We start from the raw sequence: 19273 nt of genomic DNA on the forward strand, positions 1-19273 counted from the left end.
GTGCCTGAAGGAGTGTACTGACATGGATTGGCGCCATAAGGCCATCTGTCGCGACGAGGATCCCGAGCTGTTCTTCCCCGTGGGCAACAGCGGTCCGGCCATCGCGCAGATCGCGGACGCCAAGCTGGTCTGCAACCGCTGCCCCGTGACCGCCGAGTGCCTGTCCTGGGCGCTCGAGTCCGGTCAGGACGCCGGCGTGTGGGGCGGCATGAGCGAGGACGAGCGTCGCGCGCTGAAGCGCCGCAACGCGCGTACCCGCACGCGCACCGCCGTGTAGGACGCGTTCCGCATCGACGAAGGCCCGGTGGATCACCACCGGGCCTTCGTCGTGCGCGGGGCGGCTCACACGGGCTGCAGCGGCACGTGGAGCACCGCGTCGGTGCCGTCGTCCTGCGACGTCAGGGTCAGCGTCCCGCCCAGCTCGGAGGTCACCAGCGTCTGCACGATCTGCAGCCCCAGGCGATCCGAGCCCTCGAGGCTGAAGCCCGGTGGCAATCCGGCACCGTCGTCCCGGACCGTGACCTCCAGCATCCGGGTCGACCGGTGCGCGAGGAGTTCGATGGTGCCCGTCTCCCCCGGCTCGTAGGCGTGTTCCATCGCGTTCTGGATCAACTCGGTGACGACCATCACGAGCGGCATCGCCCGATCGGCGTCGAGCAGGCCGACATCGCCCCGGCGCACGACGGCGACCGCCGCCGACCCGCCGGCCGGCGTCACGTCGCCCATGATCGGGATGAGCCGGTCGATGACCTCGTCGATGTCGACGTGCTCGTCGACGCTCATCGACAGCGTCTCGTGGACCAGCGCGATCGACGCGACGCGGCGCACCGACTCCAGCAGGGCCCGCTTCGCCTCGTCGTTGCGGGTGCGGCGGGCCTGCAGCCGCAGCAGCGCCGAGACGGACTGCAGGTTGTTCTTGACCCGGTGATGGATCTCGCGGATCGTCGCGTCCTTGGAGATGAGCGCGCGGTCGCGGCGCTTGAGCTCGGTGACGTCCCGGAGCAGCACCACGGCACCGTCGTGCCGCCCGCCCGGATGCAGGCCCAGGACCCGCAACACCACGGTGACGCCGCCCTTGGTGAGCTCGATCCGCGAGCCCTCGCCGCGGCGCAGCGCCCCGTCGAGGGCGGCGGCGAGATCCTCGGACTCGAAGCTGTCGCCGACGAGCTCCGCGGTGGCCTCGGCGAGCTCGCTGCCCTCCAGGTCGGTGTGCGCGCCCATGCGCCGGTACGCGGACTGCGCGTTGGGGCTCGCGAAGGCGACGCGACCGTCGCCGTCGAGCCGGATGAAGCCGTCGCCCGCCCGCGGCTCCGCCTCGCCCGAGGGCAACTCCTCCCGCTCGGGGAAGGTGCCCTCCGCGACCATCGTGCACAGATCGTCGGCGCACTCGGTGTACGCCACCTCGAGCGGGCTGGGCGTGCGCGGATGGGTCACGTTGAAATCGCGGGTGAGCACGGCGACGACCTCGCGGTCCGAGGACACCGGCACGGCCTCGCGCCGCACCCGGGACGGCCCCGTCCAGGCCGGCGTCACACCGCGCACCACGACGCCGCCCTCGAACGCGGCGTGCAGCGTGGGCGCCTCCCACGGCGGCACGACGACGCCGACGCCGTCGGTGTCGTAGACGGTCGAGGTCGTGTTGGGCCGGCACTGCGCGATGCAGATGTACGCCGGATCGGTGGTGTCCCCCTCCGGATCGTCACGGACCCACAGCCGCAGGTCGGCGAACGACAGGTCGGCCAACAACTGCCACTCGCCGGCGATGCGCTGCAGGTGCCGAGCGGCCCGGCCGGGGAGGTCGGTGTGGATCGCCAGGAGGTCGGCGAGGGAGGCCATGGAACCGCCTTTTTGTCGTCGTCGGTGCCGTCGTGAAACAATAGCCGGTACTGCGTATGAGCTTGACGGACAGGAAGGAGACCGCCATGGGAAAGCGTGGACGTAAGAAGCGCGCGCGGAAGAAGAACGCCGCGAACCACGGCAAGCGCCCGAACTCCTGATCCCTCAGGTTTCATGTGACTTGCGCACGAGGGCCCGTCGACATCGCGTCGACGGGCCCTCGTCCTGTCCACGGCGCCGGTGGCGCCGGATGCGGGTGGCGGCTACTCCGGGCGGAAGCGCACCTCGGTGTGCCGGATGGTGATGGTCAGCCGCTCGCGCAGCCCCTCGGGCGCGCGCTCACCGCCGCACTTGCGGTTCACCAGCGACTTGATCTGCTGCTCGATGCCGTAGTGCGAGAGGCACTGCGAACAGCCGTCGATGTGCGCTCGCAGGCGCTCCTTGGCGGCGGCATCGCACTCGTTGTCCAGCAGCAGCCAGATGTCCGCCATCACGGCGGAGCAATCGAGCTCCAGATCCGGGTTGCCGTCCGATGAGTACGTCACTGCTCGACCTCCTGATCGGCGGCGCCCTCGGCACCGTCGGAATCCTGCCCCCGGAGGAAGCCGCGCTCCCGCGCGACGCCCTCGAGCTCGGCGCGGAGCTGCCGCCGGCCGCGGTGCAACCGCGACATGACCGTGCCGATCGGGGTACCCATGATCTCGGCGATCTCCTTGTACGGGAACCCCTCCACGTCGGCGTAGTACACCGCCATGCGGAAGTCCTCGGGGAGCTTCGCGAGCGCCTGCTTGATCTCGTCATCGGGCAGTGCGTCCAGCGCCTCGATCTCCGCGGAGCGCAGGCCGGTGGAGCTGTGCTCCGCCGTGGCCGCGAGCTGCCAGTCGGTGATCTCGTCGGTGGGGTACTGCGCCGGCTGCCGCTGCTTCTTGCGGTAGCCGTTGATGTACGTGTTGGTGAGGATCCGGTACAGCCAGGCCTTGAGGTTGGTGCCCTTCTTGAAGCTGCGGAAGGCGCTGTAGGCCTTCACGTAGGTCTCCTGGACCAGGTCCTCCGCGTCCGCGGGGTTGCGGGTCATCCGCAGCGCGGCGCCGTACAACTGATCGAGCAGCGGCAGCGCCTCGGCCTCGAAGCGGGCCGTGAGCTCCTCCGGCGTCTCGGTCACCTCATCGGGGGCCGAGTCCGTATCCGCTACGTGCGTGATGTCCCCGTCCGTCATACCGTCGAAGGCTACCGGTCGCTCGAGGACCGCTGCGCCGCTACCTGCACTCACGACTTCTGCAACAGCGCCGCAGGGCGGCTTGTTCCCGCCGGGCCCGGATCAGCGCAGGCGGAGCCGAACCATGGGCAGGCCCTCCACCGGGTGCCCCACCGCGTGCTCGATCGCTCCGCGCAGCCGGTCCCAGGCCGCGGGGTGGGCGGAGCGGTACCGGTCGAGCACCGCGCCGGAGGCCTCGGGGCCCAACAGGTCGGCGTGCGCCGCTCGCTCGCGCCGCCCGACGGTGACCCGGCACTCCGGCTGCGCGCGCAGGTTGCGGTACCACTGCGCCGTCTCGCCGAAGCCGCTGCAGACGACGACGGTGTCGGCGTCCGGCCGGTCGACGACCTCGAGGACGACGTACCGCGGCGCGCCGGACTTCCTCCCGGTGTGCTGGATCATCACCATCCGCGGACCCAGCAGCGCGCCCAGTCCGTGCTGGAACAGCCAGATGGGCGCCCGCACCAGCCGTCTCGTCCGCAGCGCCCGCGCCGCCAGCGCAGTGGGACTGAGGTTCTCCGCGATCCGGCCCATGGCCTCGACGGTACCCCGCGCGCCGTCGCCGACCGGGGCCGCCGGGGGCGTGAGCGGAGGTACCGGGCGGGTCGGGTGTGTGCAGCGCCGGGCCCGCGGGCACACCGGGTGTGCGAACCACCTGCCGCGGGCAGACGGGTGTGGACAACGGCCCGTGTCGCCGACCGTGGACGCGGGCCCCGTCGACCCGCGGAGGACGGCGCGGGCCCGTTGTCCGGCGTCGGCATCCCTCCTGCTTGACTGGCGGTCATGGGTAGGAAGAACGCCGCGCCGACGCCGGCGATCGCGGCGCTGCAGGCCGCGGGCGTCGAGTTCCGGGTGCACGAGTACGCCCACGACCCGCGGGCGGAGTCGTTCGGCGGCGAGGCCGCCCAGGCGCTGGGCCACGACCCGGCGCGGGTGTTCAAGACCCTGGTCATCGGCGACGGCAAGCAGCTCGCCGTCGCGATCGTGCCCACCTCGGGCAAGCTCAGCCTCAAGGCGGCGAGCGCCGCGCTGGGCCTGCACCGCCCGGCCATGGCCGACCCCGCCGACGTGCGGCGCGTCACCGGCTACGTGCTCGGCGGCGTCTCCCCGCTGGGGCAGCGCAAACGCCTGCCGACCGCGATCGACGAGTCGGCGCTCGGTTTCGAGACCGTCTTCTGCTCCGCGGGCAGACGGGGCCTGGAGGTCGAGCTGGCACCGTCGGAGCTGGTGCGGCTGACGGAGGCGACGGTGGCGCCGCTCGCCGCGCCGTGATAATCAAGGGGTGACTAGCGGCCCGCCCGGGTTTGGCGGCGGACCCAGCGGAAAGTAGGTTCGTGATATGGCCAGCTACTTCGTCACGGGCGGGACGGGCTTCATCGGCCGCGCCGTCGTGGCGCGGCTCGCCGCCGCGGATCGCGACAGCACCATCTACCTGCTGGTGCGCGACGCCTCACTCCCCCGGTTCGAGCGGCTGATCGCGGACCTCGGCCACGACCTCGCGCCCCAGGTCGTACCCGTCGCCGGCGACGTCACGGAGCCCGGCCTGGGCATCACCCCCGGCGACCTCCCCGAGCACGTCGACCACGTGATCCACCTCGCCGCGGTCTACGACATGGAGGCGCCCGAGGAGCTCCAGGAGCTGACCAACGTGGACGGCACGCGCGCCGTGCTGGCGCTCGCGGAGCGGCTCGGCGCCACGATGCACCACGTCTCCTCGCTGGCGGTGGCCGGCAACCACGAGGGGTGGTTCGCCGAGTCCGACTTCGACGTCGCGCAGTTCTTCCCCACCCCGTACCACCGCACCAAGTACGAGTCCGAACGCCTGGTCCGCGACTCGCACGTGCCGTGGCAGATCTACCGGCCGTCCATCGTGGTGGGCGATTCGATGACGGGCGCGATCGACAAGATCGACGGCCCGTACTACTTCTTCCCGTTCCTGCGGCTCATGGGGACGATCCCGCACCACCTGCACGTGCCCTTCGCGAACCTCGGCTACACGAACGTCGTGCCGGTGGACTTCGTGGCGGCCGCGATCGTCGCACTGGTCACCGCGCCGCCCACGCCGGGCACCGTCTACCACCTGGCCGATCCCAAGGGCCAGAGCATGGCGACGATCTACAACGCGATCGCGCCCGCCTTCTCCGGCCCGAAGACCCTCCCGGTGCCCAGCGCGCCGCTGGGCGAGTTCGCGGCGCGGATCGGCCGGCGGGGCGAGGTACGGGCGCTGCGCGACACGATCGCGCGCCAACTCGGGATCCCGCCGTCCCTCCTGGATCACCCGTTCTACAACACCCGGTTCGACTCGGAGGCCACGCACCGCGTGCTGAGCCGGTACGGAGTGGCGCTGCCGCGCCTGAAGTCGTACGGGCCGCGACTGTTCCGCTACTGGGCCGAGCATCTCGACCCGTCGCGCAACCGCCGCGACGACCCTCGCGGCCCGCTCGTGGGCAAGCACATCCTGCTCACGGGCGGCTCCTCCGGCATCGGGCGGGAGGCCGCGAAGCAGGCGGTGCTCAAGGGCGCGAACGTCTTCATCGTGGCCCGCAAGCCCGAGGACCTGGCCGACGCCGTGCAGCGGATCGAGGCCGAACCCGGGATGCCCGGCCTACCGAAGGGCATCGTCCGGGCGTACCAGTGCGACGTGACCGATCCGGAAGCGGTGCGCACCACCGTCGCCCAGATCCTCGCCGAGCACGGCCACGTGGACGTCCTGGTCAACAGCGCCGGCCGGTCCATCCGGCGGGCCACCGTCGACTCCGTGGACCGCGCGCACGACTACCAGCGGACGATGGCGGTGAACTACTTCGGCGCCGTCTACCTGATCCTGGAGCTGTTGCCGCACATGGTCGCCCGCAAGTCGGGGCACGTGGTGAACGTCTCGTCGATCGGCGTGCAGGTGCGTGGCCCGCGGTTCGCGGCGTACATCGCCTCGAAGTCGGCGCTGGAGGCGTTCAGCGACATCACGGCGGCCGAGACCATGTCGGATCACGTGACCTTCACCAACATCCACATGCCGCTCACCCGCACGCGAATGATCGAGCCGACCGACGCCTACGACAACGCGATGGCGCTGTCCGTGGAGAAGGCGGGTCAGATCGTGGTGCGCGCCATCGTCGAGCGCCCGCGCCGCATCGACACCCCGCTCGGCACCCTGGCGCAGTTCGGCCAGTTCCTCTCCCCGCGCATCGCCGCCGCGGCGCAGCACCAGGGCTACCTCCTGTTCCCGGAGCCGGAGGGCGACGGCGAGGACGCGGCGAAGGTGCTGGAAGTCGATGTGGCCGAGGTCGATACGCCGCGCGGTCGACTCGCGGCGACGAAGGACCTCTCGAAGGACATCTCCACCGCCGCCGTGAGCCCGCTGTTCGGCATCTCCGGCGATCAGGGCCTGCGGCGCCTCGCCCGCAAGACCCTCAACCGGCTGCCCGGCATCAACTGGTAGGCGCCCCACGGCCGACAGCGGCTACGCGCCGGCGCGTGTGCACCGTCGACCACCCGTGAGGTAGTCAACGGTGCACACGGTCAGGAGCCACCAGTGCCCGCGGCGTGCAGCCCGTGAGTGCGCGGACCTCCCGCGTCAGGTGGGCCTGGTCGGCGTAGCCCGACGCGTCCGCCACCTCCGCCAACGCGCGGCCGGCGCGGATCGGAACAAGAGCCCGCTGGAAGCGCTGGATCCGCGCCAGCGTCTTGGGGCCGTAGCCGAAGGACCGCCGGGCCAGACGGTGCAGCGCCCGCTCCCCGAGTCCCGCGTCCGCCGCGACCTCTCCGACGGTGCGCCCGGCCCGCAGCCGCGCCGCCACGGCGCCGATCCGCCGGTCCAGGTCCACCCCGTCGAGGAGGGACAGCGCGATCGCCTCCGGATCGGTCGCCCGAGGAATCCTCCTGTGCGGCAGGATATCCGGGAGGCGCACGCGCATGCCGGTGATCTCGTCGGCGGCGATCCCCAGCAGCTGCGGCAGCATCCCGGAGGGGAAGCGCAGCCCCTCGATCCGGGCCCCGCCGAATCCCGCGACGCGCGCGGCGACGGCGTCCGGTCCNNNGNCGGTCGGCGCACCGTCGACGACGANGACGTCCATGCAGCCGTCGGGCAGGATCAGACCCGCGCCCGCCCCGCCCGATGCGGTCCACCGGACCGCTCCGGGGACCGACGACGGCCACTCGCTGTACACCGTTCGAGTATGTCCGAAACGTTCAAGACGCGGGCGACGCCGCGACATACCGTGGCCGCATGACACAACGGCTGCGCTTCGACGCGATCGGCATGGTGACCGAGGACCTGCCCGCCTCCCTCGCCTTCTACCGGCGACTGGGGCTCACGATCGACGACGGTGCGGAGAACCAGCCGCACGTGGAGGCCGAGCTCCCGGGCGGGATGCGGCTCATGTGGGACTCGGTCGCGGTCGTCCGCTCGATGGAGCCCGATTGGGTCAAGCAGCCCGGGCAGAACGCGACGCTGTGCGTGAAGTGCGCCTCGCCGGCCGTCGTCGACGAGGTGCACGCCGAGCTGGTCGCGGCGGGCAGCCCGAGCGCGATGGACCCGTTCGATGCGCCGTGGGGACAGCGGTACGCGGGGGTGCTCGACCCCGACGGCTACCAGGTGCAGCTCTTCGCCGAGCAGTAGCGGCGGACCGGTCCCGCCGAGCGGGCGCGCGGACGGCGCGGACTGCCTATCGTGGGTGGGGAACCGTTCCCGTCCCCCACAAGGAGATCCGACGATGCCCGACATCCAGTACGCGGTGACCGACCCCGCCACCGGCGAGGTGCTGCAGACCTACCCCACCGCGGAGCCCGCCGAGGTCGAGGCGGCGCTCGACGCGGCGTCGCGCGCGGCGCGGACCTGGCCGCAGCAGTCGACGGTCTCCGAGCGGGCCGCGCTGGTGCGTCGGGTCGCCGAGCTGCACACCGAGCGCCGGGAGATGCTCGCCGGGATCATCCAGCGCGAGATGGGCAAGCCCCTCGAGGACGCGCTCGGCGAGGTCGACTTCTCCGCCGCGATCTACACCTACTACGCCGACAACGCGGAGAAGTTCCTCGCCGACCAGCCCTTGGATCTGCTCGAGGGCGACGGCACCGCGGTGATCCGCCGCTCCCCCATCGGGGTGCTGTTCGGGATCATGCCGTGGAACTTCCCGTACTACCAGGTGGCGCGGTTCGCCGGCCCGAACCTCGCCGCGGGCAACACGATCCTGCTCAAGCACGCGCCGCAGTGCCCCGAGTCGGCCGAGGCGATGCAGTTGATCTTCACCGAGGCCGGGCTGCCGTCGGGCGCGTACGTCAACATCCGGGTCACCAACGACCAGGCGGCGGACATCATCGCCGACCCGCGGGTGGCCGCGGTCTCGCTGACCGGCTCGGAGCGGGCGGGCGCCGCCGTCGCGGAGATCGCGGGCCGCAACCTCAAGAAGTGCGTGCTGGAGCTGGGCGGCTCGGACCCGTTCATCGTGCTGTCCACCGACGATCTGGACGCGACCGTCGACGCCGCCGTCGCGGGCCGCCTCGACAACACCGGCCAGTCGTGCAACGCGGCGAAGCGCTTCATCGTGCACGCGGACCTCTACGACGACTTCCTCGCGAAGTTCACCGGCAAGCTGCTCGCCGCGGGCGACGGCATCGCGCCCCTCTCCTCGGAGCGCGCGGCGATCGGGCTGGAGCAGCAGGTCAACCAGGCCGTGGAGGCCGGCGCGAACCTCACCATCGAGGGGCGGCGCGACGGCGCCTTCTTCCCGCCCGCCGTGCTCACGAACGTCACCGAGGACAACCCGGCGTTCCGCCAGGAGCTGTTCGGTCCCGTCGCGACCGTCTACCGCGTCGAGGGCGAGGGCGAGGCACTGGCGCTCGCCAACGACACCCCGTTCGGCCTCGGGTCCTACGTGTTCACCACGGACCCCGCGCAGGCAGCCCGCGTCGCCGACGGCATCCAGGCCGGCATGGTCTTCGTCAACGGCGTGCTCGCCGAGGGCGCCGAGCTGCCCTTCGGCGGCGTGAAGCGCTCCGGTTTCGGTCGCGAGATGGGCCCGCTGGGCATCGAGGAGTTCCTCAACAAGAAGCTGATCCGCACGATCGCGTAGGTCGACGGGGCGGCGCGAGCGCCTACAGCAGGCTGAGTTGCCCCGGCTCGCTGCCGGGCTCGACGCGCTCGATCAGCTCGGGGCCGGTGTTGGCGACGGCGTTGACCAGGCTGGACACCGGGCGGATCTCGATCCGCTCGGCCACGTCCAGGGCCGGCGGGCGCAGCAGCGCGGGGTCGACGGGGCCGTCCGGGTTCAGCCACTCGTCGAAGACGTCCGGCGTGAGGACCAGCGGCATCCGGTCGTGCACGGCGCGCAGCGGGCCGACGGCGTCCGTGGTCAGCACCGTCGCCGACAGGGTGGGCGGCACGTCCAGCCCCGCCCCGGCGGGCCGCCACACGGACCACAGGCCCGCGACGTACATGCGCGTCCCGTCGACCGGGGTGAGGTACGTGGGCTGCTTGCGCGGCTTCTTCGCGTCCGGATCGAGCACCTGCCACTCGTACCAGCCGTCCATCGGGATCAGGCAGCGCTTGGACGTGATCGCCGTGCGGAAGGCGGGCTTCTCGTCGACGGACTCCGCGCGCGCGTTGAACAGCGGCGGCCCGCTCAGCGTCTTCTGCCAGTGCGGGAGCAGGCCCCACCGCATCGCGCGCAGCCGCCGGCGCGCCGGATCGTCCGGCGCCTCCCGCGAGTGCCGGGAGACGACGGCGACGATGGTCGTCGTGGGCGCGACGTTGAAGCCCGGGACGTCCAGCTCCACGCCCTCGGTCTCGTCCTCGGCATCGATCTCCGCCGCCAACAGGGCCGGGTCCGTGGTCACCGCGTAGCGTCCGCACATGCCCTCAGGGTACGACGGTGCACCGACAGGTTCGGCCGGTCGGGACGCGCTACGCCTGGAACTCGTCGAAGACGCGGCGCGGGCCGGCGCCGGTGGTGGCGAGGGCGTCGTGCGGGTTCGCGAGGGCGCAGGACGCCATCGACAGGCAGCCGCAGCCGATGCAGTCGGTGAGGTTGTCGCGCAGCCGGGTGAGCTCGTCGATCCGGTGCGACAGATCGTCGTGCCAGTGGCGCGACAGCCGCTCCCAGTCCGCCTTGGTCGGCGTGCGGCCGTCGGGGAGCTCCGCGAGCGCATCGCGGATCGTCGCGAGGGGGATGCCCACGCGATGGCTGATCCGGATGAAGGCGACGCGGCGCAGCATCTCGCGCGGGTACCTGCGCTGGTTGCCGGAGGTGCGCCGCGCGGAGATCAGGCCCTCGCGCTCGTAGAAGTGCAGCGCCGACACCGCCACGCCGCTGCGCGCGGACAGCTGGCCGACGCTGAACTCCCGGGTGGTCTCCACCCCGTCGAGACTACCTGAACGTTAGTTCAGGGATCAGCGTGCGGGCTTCGCCGCCGAGGACGACGCCGCGGCCGGCTTCGGGGCCGGAGCGCCCGGCTTCGCCGACGGAGCCGCGGGCTTCGCCGACGGAGCGCCCGGCTTCGCGGACGCGGCCGGGGCGGCCGGCTTGGCGGAACCGCTCGCCGCGGGCGCCGGGGCGGCCGTGGGCTTCGGCGGGTTCTTCAGGATGGCGACCTGCACGCCGAGCAGATCGACGGCCAGCTGGTCGTCCGCGCCGACGAACGGGGCGGCCTCGCGGGACTGGCGGCCGCCGCGCAGCGACATGGTGACGCCGTTGACCACGGCGGTGTACTGCCGCGACTGCATGTACTCGACCTGGTTGCCGCGCTTGGTCTTGGTGGTGAACTCCAGGCCCAGCCCGTCGGGCGCCCCGGTGACGGCGATCGAGCGCACGCTGACCTCGCTGGTGGCGCCGTCGCGGACGGCCTTGAAGGTGCCGCACTTGGGCAGCGCAGCGCGGAGCGGGGCGACGTCCATCGCGAACTTCGAGACCACCATCGACCAGTTCACGCCGCGGGCGGAGCCGTTGGTCTGCGCGGTGTCGGTGCCCTTGGGGATGGGCAGGCCCGCGTACAGGACCTTGCACTCGGCGGGGGTGACGGCCGCGCGGTTCAGCGACGCCCACGCGCCGTTCCATCCGGCCGCGGCACCGGAGAGCACGGCGCCGCCGAAGTTCATGCCGTCGGGGAGGTTGCCGGAGCCGATGACCAGCTCGCCCGCCCTGTTGGTCGGGGCCGCCGCCGGCTTGGGATCGGCGGGCTTCGGGTCGGCCGACGCGGCCGGGGCGAGGACGCCCACGGTGGTCGCGAGGGTGGCGACGGTGGCGGCGGACACGACGGCCCTGCCCACGAACGTACGAGTGCGCTTCATCGAAGATCTCCCGGCGGTGATGACCTGACCTGTTCCGTCCAGCAAGGTAGCACGCGGTGAGGCCACCCTCATGTGCAAGGATGTGCGCGTGGAGCAGTTGGAGCTATGGCCCGCGCCCTTCGCCGCAGGTCCGGTGACGGGCACCGTCGCGCTCCCGGGCTCGAAATCGATCACCAATCGCGCGTATGTTCTTGCCGCGCAGGCATCGTCGCGCTCGACGCTGACGAACACCCTCCGCAGCCGCGACACCGACCTCATGGCCGGCGCGCTGAGCGCGCTCGGCGCCGGCGTCGACTTCGTAACCGACACCACGGTTGCGGTGACCGGGGGCGCACTGCACGGCGGCACCGTCGACTGCGGCCTCGCCGGCACCGTCATGCGTTTCCTCCCCCCGCTCGCCGCCGGGGCGCGCGGCACCGTCGCCTTCGACGGTGACCCGCAGGCCCGGGCCCGGCCGCTGGGCACCGTCCTCGACGCTCTGCGCGGGCTCGGCGCCCGCATCGACGGCGACGGCCTGCCGTTCACCGTGCACGGCGACGGCCCGATCCGCGGCGGCGCCGTGACGATCGACGCGTCCGCGAGCTCGCAGTTCGTCTCCGGCCTGTTGCTCAGCGGCCCGAGCTTCGCGGAGGGCGTCACCGTGCACCACGACGGGAAGCCCGTGCCGTCGATGCCGCACATCGAGATGACGGTCGACATGCTGCGCGCCGCCGGCGCCGAGGTCGACACCTCGGAGGCGAACACCTGGCGCGTCGCGCCGGGCGGGCTCCGCGCGCACGACTGGACCGTCGAACCCGACCTGTCGAACGCCACCGTGTTCCTGGCCGCGGCCGCGATCACCGGCGGCGCGGTGACCGTGCCGCACTGGAACCCGCGGTCCACGCAGCCGGGGGTCCAGTTCGCCGACATCCTCGCGGCGATGGGCGCCGACGTGTCGTACGCCGAGGGCGCGCTGACCGCCCGCGGCACCGGCGCGCTGCACGGCGTGGACTGGGACCTGCGCGACATCGGCGAGCTCACGCCCACCGTCGCGGCGCTGGCCGCCCTGGCGGATTCGCCGTCGCACCTGCGCGGCATCGCCCACCTGCGCGGCCACGAGACCGACCGCCTCGCGGCCCTGACCACCGAGATCACGAACCTCGGCGGGCGCTGCGCCGAGACCGAGGACGGCCTGCGCATCGAGCCCGCGACGCTGCACGGCGGGGTCTGGCACAGCTACGCCGACCACCGCATGTCGACCGCCGGCGCGATCCTCGGGCTGGTCACCGCGGACGTGCGGGTCGAGGACATCGCGGCCACGTCCAAGACGATGCCGGACTTCCCCGCGCTGTGGCATGCGCTGCTCGGCGGCGGATCGTGAGCCTTGGGTAAGCGCGAGTACGACGAGACCGATGTCCGGGTGCGCCCGGGCAAGAGCAGTCGACCGCGCACCAAGAACCGCCCGGACCACAGCGACGCCGCGACGGCGATGGTCGTCTCGGTGGACCGCGGTCGCTGGGGCTGTGCCCTGGACGGCGACCCCGACCGGGTCATCGTCGCCATGCGGGCCCGCGAGCTGGGCCGCTCCCCCATCGTCGTGGGCGATTCCGTGGGCGTCGTGGGCGACCTGACGGGCCGCAAGGACACCCTGGCGCGGATCGTCCGCGTCGACGAGCGGTCGACCGTGTTGCGGCGCACCGCCGATGACACCGACCCGTACGAGCGCATCGTGGTCGCGAACGCGCAGCAGTTGCTCATCGTGACGGCGCTGGCGGATCCCCCGCCGCGCACCGGTTTCGTCGAGCGGACCCTCATCGCCGCCTACGCCGGCGGCCTGACGCCGGTGCTGTGCCTGACCAAGGGCGATCTGGCCGACGCGGAGGAGTTCACTGCGGCCTTCGCCGATCTCGACCTGACAGTGATCGCCGCGGGCCGCGACGACCCGCTCGAGGCCGCGCACGATCTGCTCACCGGTCGCCTCAGCGCGCTCATCGGGCACAGCGGCGTCGGCAAGTCGACGTTGGTCAACCGCCTCGTTCCCGACGCCAACCGCGCGACCGGCGTGGTCTCGGGCGTCGGGAAGGGGCGGCACACGTCCACGCAATCGGTGGCGCTGTGGCTGCCCGACGGCGGCTGGGTGGTCGACACCCCCGGCATCCGCAGCTTCGGCCTGGCGCACATCTCCATCGACGACGTGGTCGCCGCGTTCCCCGACCTGGCCGAGGCCGTGGAGGGCTGCCCGCGCGGGTGCACCCACCTCGGGCCGCCCGCCGACCCCGAGTGCGCACTGGACCGGCTGGAGGGGACGGCGCACCGTCGGGCGATGGCGGTCCGGGGCCTACTGGCCGACCTGACCGCCACGCCCGACTGGGCCTGAGCGCCGGTCCGGGTTACCCGACCCGAGCGCTAGGCGGACGCGCGCTTGGGCAGCTTCCAGCCCGGCCGCGGGTAGTGGCAGGTGTAGCCGTCCGGGTACTTCTCCAGGTAGTCCTGGTGCTCCGGCTCGGCCTGCCAGAACGGCGCCGCCGCCTCGATCGTGGTCACGGCGGGGCCCGGCCAGATCCCGGAGGCGTTCACATCCGCGATGGTGTCGCGCGCGACCTGCTCCTGCTCGGGCGACAGCGGGAAGATCGCCGAGCGGTAGCTCGAGCCGCGATCGTTGCCCTGGCGGTCCTTGGTGGACGGGTCGTGGATCTGGAAGAAGAACTCCAGGATGTCGCGGTACGTGGTCTTCGTGGGATCGAAGACGATCTCGACCGCCTCCGCATGACCGGGGTGATTGCGGTACGTGGCGTTGGCGTTCGTGCCGCCGGTGTACCCGACGCGGCTCTGCTCGATGCCCGGCTGCTTGCGCAGCAGGTCCTGCATTCCCCAGAAGCAACCGCCGGCGAGAACCGCCGTCTCGCGGCCGGGGATGGTGGTGATGGTGCCGTTGTCCGTCATATCGCTATTCGCTCCTATTCACGCTCTCCTCGATGGGCTCGAGGCGCTGTTGGATCTCAACATCGACGGTACCCGGGTCATTCCCGATGCACCGGCCGTGTCAGGAAGACGCTGTTCGGATCGTCGACGTAGTGGCCGAAGGGCGGGCACGGCGCGAATCCGTGCGCGGCGTACAGGGCCCGGGCGGGCGCGAAGAACTCCTGCGCGCCGGTCTCGAGCGAGATCCGGTTGATCCCGCGCGCACGGGCGTCGTCGAGCGCGAACGCCAGCAAGCGGCGGGCGATGCCACGGCCCCGCGCCTGCGGCGCCGTGCGCATCGACTTGAGCTCCTCGTGGTCGTCCTCGAGCCCCGCCAGCGCGACGGTCCCGACGAGCGCGCCGTCGTCGTGCATCGTCCACAGCCGCACGTGCGAGGCGCGCAGTTCCTCCAGGCCGAGCGCGTGCTGACTCTCCGGCGGCGCGGTCGGCGCCATATCCGCGTGGTGCGCGGTGAGGAAGGCCGCGAGCGCGGGATCGCCGAAGTCCGCGCGCGCGATCATTCCGCGGCGGCCTGCGCGGCGTCGATCATCGCGTCGACGCTGGTCAGCTTCACCCGCGGTCGGTCGTCCTCCTCCGCGAGGGCGGTCTCGTGCGCATCGATGGCCATCCAGCCGTCGTACTCGACGAGGTTCGGCACCCGGTCGACGATGAGCTTCTCGACCTGCGCACCGTCGAACTCGCTGCGCGCCAGCTTGCCCGCGGCGACGTCGGCGAGCAGCACCGAGACGGTGTCGCGCGCGCAGTCGCGGTTGGTGGGGATGACCCCCGAAGGCCCGCGCTTGATCCACCCCACGACGTAGTGGCCCGGCAGGGGCGCACCGTCGTAACCGACGATCCGGCTGTCGGCGTTGCGGAAGACGCCCCGCTCGGTGTCGAACGGGATACCCGGGATGGGGGTGCCGTGGTAGCCGACGGCGTGGATGACCAGGCCGGCCTCGTGCTCGGCGACGACGCCGGTGGGCTGCGCCTCGACGCACCCGTCCTCACCCGCCACGAGCTCGTTGGTGGCGACCGAGACGGAGCGGACGCGGTCGTCGCCGCCGATGCCGACCACGGAGCGCAGGAACTTCAGCACGATCCGGCGGTCCGCGCCGGTGGGCTCCTGGGCGGCGAGCCTGCGCAGCTGCTTGAGGTTGTTGCGCTCGACGGGCGGACGGGCCTTGTCGCGCTCCTTGTCCTCGGCGGGCACGTCCGCGGGGTCGACGATCACGTCGACGCCGGGCAGCTTGCCCAGCTCGGCGACCTCGGCGGGCGTGAACGCGGCCTGCTCCGCGCCGCGGCGGCCCAGCACGACGACCTCGCGCACCGAGGAGCCGTGCAGGGCGTCGAGCGCGTGCTCGGCCATGTCCGTGCCGGAGAGCTTGTCGGTGTCGGTCACGAGGATGCGGGCCGCATCCAGCGCGACGTTGCCGTTGCCGATCACGACGGCGCGCTCGACGCCCAGATCGACGTCGAGGTCGCAGCGGTCGGGGTGGCCGTTGTACCAGCCCACGAAGTCGCTCGACGGGTGGTTGCCGGGGAGCCAGGCACCGTCGACCTCGAGCCGGCGGCCGCCCGACGCGCCGATCGCGTAGATCACGGCGTCGTACCACTGCGCGAGCTCAGAGGCCTGCACGTCGGTGGCCACCTCGACGTTGCCGAAGTAGCGGAAGTTCTCGTGCTGCGCGGTGCGGTCGAAGATCTTGGTGACCGACTTGATCGCGGGGTGGTCGGGCGCGACGCCGTAGCGGACCAGGCCGAAGGGCGTCGGGAGCCGGTCGAAGACGTCGACCTGGATCTCGAGGTCGTCCTGCTCGAGCAGATTGCCGGCGGCGAAGAATCCCGACGGCCCGGATCCCACGATGGCGACGCGCAAGGGCTTCATCAACAACAACTCCCGAAACGAACGGCGCGGCAGCCTTCTTAGGCTGCCCAAAGTACCGAGTCTACGCCACGCCCGAGTGGCGCCGCCGCGCGCGACGCGCGCGCTTGGCCTCCACCTCGAGCCGCTTCTGCTCGACCTTGTGCCGCGCGGCCTCGGCGATCGCGGACCGCAGGCCCACGCGCTCGACCTCCTCCTGGGCGGCGTGCGCGGCCTCGCGGGCGTGCACGAGCCGCTCGTGGGCGTTCTCCTGCGCGTGCGCGAGCCGGTCCTGCGCGGCCTCCTGGGCGTGGGCGAAGCGTTCCTGCGCGGTCTCCTGCGCGTGCTGCAGGCGCTCGCGCACCGCGGTGAAGCGCAACTCGGAGGCGGTCTCCGGCGCATCGTCGGCGGTGGCACGCAGCCAGCGGTCGGGCAGCGAGAGCTTGGCGATGGTGCGCTGCGAGAGGTAGTACTGCCGCAGCAGCGGGCCCTCGGTGTAGGGGATGTCGTACTTCTCGCAGATCGCGCGCACCTTGACGGCGATCTCGGACAGCCGGTTGGACGGCAGGTCCGGGAACATGTGGTGCTCGATCTGGTAGCTCAGGTTGCCCGTCATGAAGTCCATGGCGGTGCCGCCCGAGATGTTCGCGCTGCCCAGCATCTGGCGCAGGTACCACTCGCCGGGCGTCTCGTCGACGATCGACTCGGTGGTGAACTTCTCGGCACCGTCGGGGAAGTGACCGCAGAAGATCACGACGTAGGTCCAGATGTTGCGGACCACGTTGGCCGTGAGGTTCGCCGACAGGGTGCGCCCGAAGGAGCCGCCGACGGCCTTGCTGATCGCGGGGTAGAGCAGGAAGTCCTTGCCCAGCTGGCGCGACGCCTTGACCCCCAGTTCGCGGAGCTGCTTGCGGGTCTGCGGCCACGGCTTGTTGCCGGCGATCGCCTCGGCCAGCTCGATGTCGTGCAGGGCGATGCCCCACTCGAAGGTGAGCCCGAGGAAGAGGTTGTTGAGGAACTGCGCGGAACGCTTGGCCTCCCACTGCTCGTCCCGCGTCACCCGGAGCACGCCGTAGCCCACGTCCAGGTCCTTGCCCACGACGTTGGTGTACTTGTGGTGCAGGAAGTTGTGCGAGTGCTTCCAGTGCGCGCCGGGACAGGCCATGTCCCACTCCCACGTGGTGGAGTGGATCTCGGGATCGTTCATCCAATCCCACTGCCCGTGCATGACGTTGTGCCCGAGCTCCATGTTCTCGATGATCTTGGCGACCCCGAGCATGCCCGCGCCGGCGGCCCAGAACCAGCGGCTCTTGGAGCCGAGGATCGTGAGCCTGCCCGCCGCCTCGAGGGCGCGCTGCGCCCGGATCACGCCGCGGATGTACCGCGCATCCCGTTCGCCGCGCGACGCCTCGACCTCGGCACGGATCGCGTCCAGTTCCAGCGCGAGCTGCTCGATGTCGGCGTCGTTGAGATGGGCGTATTCGCCGACATCAGTGATAGCCACGTCTTCAGGCTACGCGCAGTCCGACGGTCCGCGTCACTTCGCGGCCGCCAGCTCCTCGACGTGCGAGCGCAGACCCCGACGGTTGCCCTCTGCATCGATCTCGCCCTTGACCACGGTGGTCTTGCCGTTCTCGTCGTAGAAGCGCTTGTTGGAGTGCGTCTCGGGAGCGTCGTCGACGGTGGCCTTGAGGTACTTGTCCGGCAGCGACAGCTTGATGATGGTGCGCCACGACTCGGCGTACTGCTTCCACATCGGGCCGGTGTTGTAGGGCAGGTCGTACTTCTCGCAGATCTCGACCAGCCGCGAGTTGATGTAGTTGTACCGGTTCGAGGGCAGATCCGGGTACAGGTGGTGCTCGATCTGGCGGCCCAGGTGACCGGTGATGAAGTGCAGGGCGTCACTGCCCTCGAAGTTCGCGGTGCCCAGCATCTGGCGCAGGTACCACTCGGGGAGGGTCTCGTTCTCGATGTCCTCGATGGTGAACTTCTCGGCGTCGTCCGGGAAGTGGCCGCAGAAGATGGTCATGTGGTCCCACACGTCGCGCACCGTGTTGGCCACGTAGTTGGCCGAGGCGGCCTTCTTGTAGCCGCGGGCGCCCGTGAAGGGCACGGCCATCGCGGGGAAGAGGACGTAGTCCTTCGCGGTCTGCTTGGTGATCTTGGTGAGGACCACCTTGAGCCGACTGCGGAACTCCTCCCAGTCGTAGTTCGCGTACTGCTCGCCGCCGTTGAGCGCGGCCTTCATGGCGTTCATCAGCTCGAGGTGCTGCACGGCCTTGCCGTACTGGAAGCCGATCATCAGCGTGAAGTTGTAGATCGGGTTGAAGAGCATGTACGGCTCCCACGGCTGATCGCGCGTGACGCGCAGGATGCCGTAGCCGATGTCGTCGTCCATATCGGTGACGTTGGTGTACTTGTGGTGCATGTAGTTGTGGGTGTGGCGCCAGAACTTGCCGTCCGAGGCGCTGTCCCACTCCCAGTTGGTGGAGTGGATCTCCGGATCGTTCATCCAGTCCCACTGGCCGTGCATGATGTTGTGGCCGAGCTCGTTGTTCTCGATCACCTTGGCGTAGCTCAGGCACGCGGCGGAGGCGGCCCAGGCGGCCTTGCCCTTCCATCCCTTCATGCCGGCGCCGAGGCCGAAGACGCGGCCCGCGGTCTCCGCGATGCGCTGGCTCTTGATCACGCGGCGGATGTACTTGGCGTCCTCCTCGCCGCGGCTCTCCTCGATCTCGCGGCGCAGCGCATCCAGCTCAGCACCGAGCGCCTCGATGTCGGCGTCGGTCAGGTGCGCGTACTCCGCGATGTCAGTGATAGCCACGAGGCGATCCCCAATCGGTACGACCGCATGCCGCGGCCTCAAGAACAGAACGATTCCACTGTAACAGCGGAATGGAACAAAGTCACCGATCTTGTTCCACCCTGGGGCGTACGTCACACGCCCCACCGTTCGGCGAGGTCATCGGATTCGACGGTGCGCCCTCGCCGGGTCGGGCCGGCAAGTGGCGGCCTGAGCGCTGCAGCGGGCGGGGTGAGCGGCGGCAGGGCAGGTAGCGGCGGCGCGACGGGCAGCGGGGGCGAGCAGCGCACGGCGCGAAGA

The 19273-nt window shown here is 71.3% G+C and carries 21 protein-coding genes; 8 read left to right on the forward strand and 13 right to left on the reverse strand.

All coding sequences use genetic code 11. The features are described from left to right. The first annotated feature begins 22 nt into the window (after positions 1-22). Positions 23-277: a WhiB family transcriptional regulator gene (locus ACNAYW_RS19650; RefSeq protein ID WP_013125780.1), complete on the forward strand. Its 255-nt coding sequence runs from the start codon at positions 23-25 to the stop codon at positions 275-277. A 65-nt stretch (positions 278-342) separates the two neighbouring features. On the opposite strand, the gene ACNAYW_RS19655 is transcribed toward ACNAYW_RS19650, so the two are convergent. Next, positions 343-1836 carry a sensor histidine kinase gene (locus ACNAYW_RS19655; protein WP_415851333.1) on the reverse strand — a complete coding sequence of 498 codons (1494 nt, stop codon included), beginning with the start codon at positions 1834-1836 and terminating at the stop codon, positions 343-345. A gap of 86 nt (positions 1837-1922) precedes the next feature. Between ACNAYW_RS19655 and ACNAYW_RS19660 the strand changes: the two genes are divergently transcribed. Then, positions 1923-1997 carry a 50S ribosomal protein bL37 gene (locus ACNAYW_RS19660; protein ID WP_370452957.1) on the forward strand — a complete coding sequence of 25 codons (75 nt, stop codon included), beginning with the start codon at positions 1923-1925 and terminating at the stop codon, positions 1995-1997. Positions 1998-2099: 102 nt separating this feature from the next. On the opposite strand, the gene rsrA is transcribed toward ACNAYW_RS19660, so the two are convergent. The 3 genes from rsrA to ACNAYW_RS19675 form a co-directional block, all read right to left on the reverse strand. Next, a complete protein-coding gene (rsrA, locus tag ACNAYW_RS19665; protein WP_415851334.1) occupies positions 2100-2381 on the reverse strand; it encodes a mycothiol system anti-sigma-R factor in 282 nt (93 codons plus the stop codon). Further along, positions 2378-3052, reverse strand: coding sequence for a sigma-70 family RNA polymerase sigma factor (locus ACNAYW_RS19670; protein WP_415851335.1), 675 nt, complete (start codon positions 3050-3052; stop codon positions 2378-2380). Before ACNAYW_RS19670 ends, rsrA begins: the two co-directional genes overlap by 4 nt. Before the next feature lie 102 nt (positions 3053-3154). After that, positions 3155-3625 (reverse strand): nitroreductase family deazaflavin-dependent oxidoreductase, encoded by a 471-nt coding sequence (locus tag ACNAYW_RS19675; protein WP_415851336.1) that lies wholly within the window; start codon positions 3623-3625, stop codon positions 3155-3157. A gap of 249 nt (positions 3626-3874) precedes the next feature. Between ACNAYW_RS19675 and ybaK the strand changes: the two genes are divergently transcribed. Together ybaK and ACNAYW_RS19685 are read left to right on the forward strand one after the other, a co-directional pair. Beyond that, positions 3875-4363, forward strand: coding sequence for a Cys-tRNA(Pro) deacylase (gene ybaK / locus ACNAYW_RS19680; protein ID WP_415851337.1), 489 nt, complete (start codon positions 3875-3877; stop codon positions 4361-4363). A gap of 67 nt (positions 4364-4430) precedes the next feature. Then, the gene (locus ACNAYW_RS19685; protein WP_415851338.1) at positions 4431-6530 is read left to right on the forward strand and encodes an SDR family oxidoreductase; all 2100 of its coding nucleotides are present in this window, start codon (positions 4431-4433) and stop codon (positions 6528-6530) included. Between the two features lie 64 nt (positions 6531-6594). Here the strand turns inward: ACNAYW_RS19685 and ACNAYW_RS19690 are convergent. Continuing rightward, positions 6595-7125, reverse strand: a 531-nt coding sequence (locus ACNAYW_RS19690; protein WP_415851339.1) for a helix-turn-helix transcriptional regulator, incomplete at its 5' end; no start/stop codon positions are given. Between the two features lie 191 nt (positions 7126-7316). Here ACNAYW_RS19690 and ACNAYW_RS19695 point away from each other — a divergent pair. Further along, entirely contained in the window at positions 7317-7709 is a 393-nt protein-coding gene (locus tag ACNAYW_RS19695; protein WP_415851340.1) for a VOC family protein, read from the forward strand. 94 nt (positions 7710-7803) lie between these two features. Further along, the gene (locus tag ACNAYW_RS19700; protein WP_415851341.1) at positions 7804-9156 is read left to right on the forward strand and encodes an NAD-dependent succinate-semialdehyde dehydrogenase; all 1353 of its coding nucleotides are present in this window, start codon (positions 7804-7806) and stop codon (positions 9154-9156) included. 22 nt (positions 9157-9178) lie between these two features. On the opposite strand, the gene ACNAYW_RS19705 is transcribed toward ACNAYW_RS19700, so the two are convergent. Genes ACNAYW_RS19705 through ACNAYW_RS19715 form a run of 3 tightly spaced genes read right to left on the reverse strand, consistent with a single transcriptional unit; the run spans position 9179 to position 11369 of the window. Next, on the reverse strand, positions 9179-9937 hold the full coding sequence (locus ACNAYW_RS19705) for an SOS response-associated peptidase (RefSeq protein WP_415851342.1): 759 nt from the start codon (positions 9935-9937) through the stop codon (positions 9179-9181). Between the two features lie 49 nt (positions 9938-9986). Further along, positions 9987-10439 carry a redox-sensitive transcriptional activator SoxR gene (soxR, locus tag ACNAYW_RS19710; protein WP_224649446.1) on the reverse strand — a complete coding sequence of 151 codons (453 nt, stop codon included), beginning with the start codon at positions 10437-10439 and terminating at the stop codon, positions 9987-9989. A 33-nt stretch (positions 10440-10472) separates the two neighbouring features. Further along, positions 10473-11369, reverse strand: a complete 897-nt coding sequence (locus tag ACNAYW_RS19715; protein WP_415851343.1) for a hypothetical protein — start codon at positions 11367-11369, stop codon at positions 10473-10475. Positions 11370-11439: 70 nt separating this feature from the next. Here ACNAYW_RS19715 and aroA point away from each other — a divergent pair, with 70 nt between their 5' ends. Together aroA and rsgA are read left to right on the forward strand one after the other, a co-directional pair. Further along, positions 11440-12729 carry a 3-phosphoshikimate 1-carboxyvinyltransferase gene (gene aroA, locus ACNAYW_RS19720; RefSeq protein ID WP_415851344.1) on the forward strand — a complete coding sequence of 430 codons (1290 nt, stop codon included), beginning with the start codon at positions 11440-11442 and terminating at the stop codon, positions 12727-12729. 3 nt (positions 12730-12732) lie between these two features. After that, on the forward strand, positions 12733-13725 hold the full coding sequence (rsgA, locus tag ACNAYW_RS19725) for a ribosome small subunit-dependent GTPase A (protein ID WP_415851345.1): 993 nt from the start codon (positions 12733-12735) through the stop codon (positions 13723-13725). Positions 13726-13754: 29 nt separating this feature from the next. On the opposite strand, the gene msrA is transcribed toward rsgA, so the two are convergent. From msrA to ACNAYW_RS19750, 5 genes are all read right to left on the reverse strand, one after another. Further along, entirely contained in the window at positions 13755-14291 is a 537-nt protein-coding gene (msrA, locus tag ACNAYW_RS19730) for a peptide-methionine (S)-S-oxide reductase MsrA (RefSeq protein WP_415851346.1), read from the reverse strand. Positions 14292-14368: 77 nt separating this feature from the next. Further along, on the reverse strand, positions 14369-14830 hold the full coding sequence (locus ACNAYW_RS19735; protein WP_415851347.1) for a GNAT family N-acetyltransferase: 462 nt from the start codon (positions 14828-14830) through the stop codon (positions 14369-14371). Continuing rightward, positions 14827-16194, reverse strand: a complete 1368-nt coding sequence (locus ACNAYW_RS19740) for an FAD-dependent oxidoreductase (protein WP_415851348.1) — start codon at positions 16192-16194, stop codon at positions 14827-14829. Before ACNAYW_RS19740 ends, ACNAYW_RS19735 begins: the two co-directional genes overlap by 4 nt. 61 nt (positions 16195-16255) lie before the next feature. Continuing rightward, complete coding sequence (locus tag ACNAYW_RS19745) at positions 16256-17674, reverse strand: fatty acid desaturase (protein ID WP_415851349.1); 1419 nt, start codon at positions 17672-17674, stop codon at positions 16256-16258. 33 nt (positions 17675-17707) lie between these two features. Then, positions 17708-18994: a fatty acid desaturase family protein gene (locus ACNAYW_RS19750; RefSeq protein ID WP_415851350.1), complete on the reverse strand. Its 1287-nt coding sequence runs from the start codon at positions 18992-18994 to the stop codon at positions 17708-17710. Between the last annotated feature and the right edge of the window lie 279 nt (positions 18995-19273).

This window comes from Tsukamurella ocularis, from assembly GCF_965138335.1.
Taxonomy (GTDB): domain Bacteria; phylum Actinomycetota; class Actinomycetes; order Mycobacteriales; family Mycobacteriaceae; genus Tsukamurella; species Tsukamurella ocularis_A.